The organism is Saccharomonospora iraqiensis subsp. iraqiensis (assembly GCF_000430445.1).
Classification (GTDB): Bacteria; Actinomycetota; Actinomycetes; order Mycobacteriales; family Pseudonocardiaceae; genus Saccharomonospora; species Saccharomonospora iraqiensis.
Genome location: NZ_KE387041.1, coordinates 61,401 through 64,983, shown reverse-complemented (window position 1 = coordinate 64,983; position 3,583 = coordinate 61,401). Strand labels below are relative to the sequence as shown.

The 3,583-nt window shown below is 72.0% G+C and carries 3 protein-coding genes and 1 pseudogene; all 4 read left to right on the top strand.

The window, feature by feature from the left end:
* The coding region (locus ACTIR_RS21395; protein ID WP_084789293.1) for a dihydrolipoamide acetyltransferase family protein at positions 1-763 on the top strand (763 nt) is incomplete at its 5' end.
* Between the two features lie 396 nt (positions 764-1,159).
* Positions 1,160-1,657, top strand: a complete 498-nt coding sequence (locus tag ACTIR_RS0103165; RefSeq protein ID WP_026453195.1) for an FxsA family protein — start codon at positions 1,160-1,162, stop codon at positions 1,655-1,657.
* Between the two features lie 133 nt (positions 1,658-1,790).
* Positions 1,791-2,447 carry a TetR/AcrR family transcriptional regulator gene (locus tag ACTIR_RS0103160; protein ID WP_026453194.1) on the top strand — a complete coding sequence of 219 codons (657 nt, stop codon included), beginning with the start codon at positions 1,791-1,793 and terminating at the stop codon, positions 2,445-2,447.
* A 137-nt stretch (positions 2,448-2,584) separates the two neighbouring features.
* Positions 2,585-3,583 (top strand): annotated as a pseudogene (locus ACTIR_RS26210) (hypothetical protein); the annotation flags it as partial.

Here is a 3,583-nt window from a genome sequence, read left to right as displayed (position 1 = left end):
CGCAGCGCCCGCGGCCACCTTGCCGGGTGCCGGTGCGGGTGGCGGTGCCGGTGGCGACCGCGCCGACCGCGAGACCCGGGTCCCGATCCGGGGGGTGCGCAAGGCGACCGCGCAGGCGATGGTGCAGAGCGCGTTCACCGCCCCGCACGTCACGGAGTTCCTGACCGTCGACGTGACGCCGATGATGGAGCTGCGGGAGCGGCTGAAGGGCGATCCCGACTTCCGCGGGGTGAAGCTCACCCCGCTGGCGTTCGCGGCCCGCGCGGTGTGCCTGGCGAAACGGCGCACCCCGGACGTGAACGCGGTCTGGGACGAGCGTGCGGGCGAGATCGTCTACAAGGACTACGTGCACCTGGGCATCGCGGCGGCCACGCCGCGCGGCCTGGTGGTGCCCAAGGTCCGCGACGCCGACGCCCTGTCGCTGGCCGAACTGGCCGGCGCGCTGGACGAGCTGACCACCACCGCGCGGGACGGGAAGACCCCGCCGGAGGCGATGCTCGACGGCACGTTCACCATCACCAACGTCGGCGTGTTCGGCGTCGACACCGGCACGCCGATCATCAACCCGGGCGAGTCGGCGATCCTCGCGCTCGGGGCGATCCGGGACACGCCCTGGGTGGTGGACGGTGAGCTCGCCGTCCGCAAGGTGATGCAGCTGTCGCTGAGCTTCGACCACCGCGTCGTCGACGGCCAACAGGGCTCGCGCTTCCTGGCCGACGTCGGCGCCCTCCTCGCGGACCCGGCCAAGGCGATCACCTACTGACCCCCGCGGGTGGGAGGGGCCCACCCCCTCCCACCCGCGAGTCGCCACCCGGCACCCGCGAGTCGCCATTCCATGCCCGCGAGTCGCCACTCCATGCCCGCGAGTTGCCACTCGGTGCCGCGAGTTGACGCTCCATGCCCGTGAGTCGACGTTTCGCGGGCCGCGCGATGGTCACGGGAGTCCGACCCGGGGCATGCCCCGCCCGGCGACACGTCCTCATCGGGCGCCAGTTCGCGACACAGGGCGCCAGTTCGTGGACACACGGCGTCAACTCATGGACATGCGGCGTCGATTCGCGGTCTTGGGGTGGCGACTCGCGGGCATGGGGTGGCGACTCGCGGGTGAGGGAGGACGGCTTGCGGGATCAAACGGGCGGGTTCGTGCGTTGTTCCGGGTATGGCCGTCCTGTTCCTGCTGTACGTGATCGCCGAGGTGGCCGCCGTGTGGGCGGTCGCCTCGCAGATCGGGGTGCTCGGCACGCTCGGGCTGCTGCTCGCGGGCGCGCTCGTCGGGTCGTGGCTGGCCCGCCGGGAAGGCGGCAAGGCCGCCCGCGCGGTGATGGCGACCGCGCGTTCCGGCCGTTCCCCGCACAACGAGATCACCGACGGGATGCTCGTGGGCCTGGGCGGACTGCTGATCTTTCTCCCCGGATTCGTCAGCGACGTCGCCGGCCTGCTGTTGCTGCTGCCGAGCCGGGCGCTGTTCCGGCGTGTGTGGATGCGGCGGTTGCGGCGCCGGGGACCGATCCGCAGCACCCCCGGCACACCGTTCGGTCCGGGAATGCGGACCCGGACGATCGTGGTGGACAGCGAGGTCGTCTCCGACGACCGCCGCCGGGACGACGGCGAGGGCGGCCCCCGGCCGAACGGACGTCCGGTCATCGACTCCGAGTAACGCGACCGCGCCCACGGGGCCCGCACCGTGAGACGGCCGTTTCCCATCCGGGGCGCACCCCGAACGGGGCACCGGGCGTGCCGACACCGAATCTCCTGGTCAGGTAGCGTGCGGGGGACACAGGAGGTTGCTGGTGGCGCAGGACGTGCAGCGCTCGCCCGAACGGGCTAAACGACTCCCCCGGGAGGTCCGGGAGAAGCAGATTCTCGACGCCGCGGTGACCGTGTTCTCCCGACACGGCTACCACGCGGCGGCGATGGACGAGGTCTCGGACGTGGCGGGCGTGTCCAAGCCGATGATCTACAGCTATCTCGGGGCGAAGGAGGACCTGTTCGCGCACTGCGTGCGGCGCGAGTCGAACCGCCTGCTCGACGCCGTGCGCGACGGCATCCGGCCGGACGTCCCCCCGGACATGCAGCTCTGGCACGGTCTGCGCGCGTTCTACGGCTTCGTCGCCGACCACCGCGAATCCTGGATCGTGCTGCACCGGCACGCGCTCACCGCCGGCCAGCCGTTCGCCGCCGAGATCACCACGCTGCGCAGCACCGCGGTGGAGCTGGTGAGCACACTCGTGGTGTCCGCCGGGGTCCGCAAGGGGCTGGGCGAGCAGGTCGAGTTCTCCGGCGAGGGGATGGCCGCCGCCCTGGTCGGCGCCGCCGAGTCCCTCGCCGACTGGTGGCTGGACCACCCCGACGTACCCGTGGGTGTGCTCGCCTCGTGGCTGATGAACCTCACCTGGCTCGGCTTCAACGACCTCGTCGAGGGCGCCGTCTGGCGTCCGACGGAGTGAGCCGGCACCGCGGTCTCCCTGAAAGCCGGTGACGCCGGGCCGCGGCTCGGTACACTCAGCGCAGCACGGCAGGCGGACGACACGGGGGTGAGTCAGGTGCCGCTGGTACCGGATCCGGGACGCGAGGTGAGGTTCCGATGAGTGAGTCCACGTCACCGCCCCGGGTCACCGGGGAGGAGTTCGTCAACCAGACAGCCACGGAGCGGGCCGAGTACCTCGCGGCCGGTGGCACACCACCGCGGATGTCCGACGAGCAGGTCCTGTCCCTGCCACCCGCGCAGCGGGACGACTATTTCGCCGCGCTCAGCGCGTCGGGCGTCGACGAAGGTGAACTCTTCAGTTGGATCGAGCGTATCGGCAAGCGGGTCCAGGGTGCCCAGCGTGGCCAGGAGATGAACGCCGAGCGCATGCGGGAGCTGGCGTCCTCCGGGGAGACGGAGTACGTGGGTGGGCTCCCGCCGTCGGACGCGAACTACCCGGGCATCCCGCACGCCGAGCTGGCCCGGTACGTCCGCGAGGAGCTCAATCCGGACGAGGTCGGCGAGATCTCCACCGCGTACCACGAGCTGAACCTGGCGTTCGCCGAGTTCGCCCAGGAGCTGAGCGAGGCCGTCGCACAGTCGCGGCACGAGTGGCAGGGCGCGGCCGCCGACAGTGCGCACGGCTATTTCGCGAGCCTGGGCACCTGGGCGGACGGCAACTCGCGCAACGCCGAACTGGCCTCGCAGACCATGAACGAGCAGGCGGCGTCCGCGGGCGCCGCCCGCAACAACATGCCCGAAGAGGTCCCGTTCGACTGGAAGACCGAGGTCGGCAAGTGGGCGGAGAACCCGCTCGACCTCCTGGACAACGTCGAGAAGACGACCGAGCGCTACCACCAGAGCCAACAGGCGCACGACGAGGCCGCCCGGGTGATGGGGCAGTACGACGGCGAGCTGCACGGGGCCGCCTCGAAGCAGCCCGCGTTCGCCGAGCCCCCGGAGTTCAACGGCGGGACCGGGACGACCCCGAGTTCGGTGACCTCGATCGGCTCGCCGGGGACCACCGCGTCGGGTGCCGCGGGTGCCGCCCCGGTCGGCGGGGCTCCGGGCGGGGTGGGTCCCGCCGGGTCGGGTTCGTCGGCGGGTCCGCTCCCG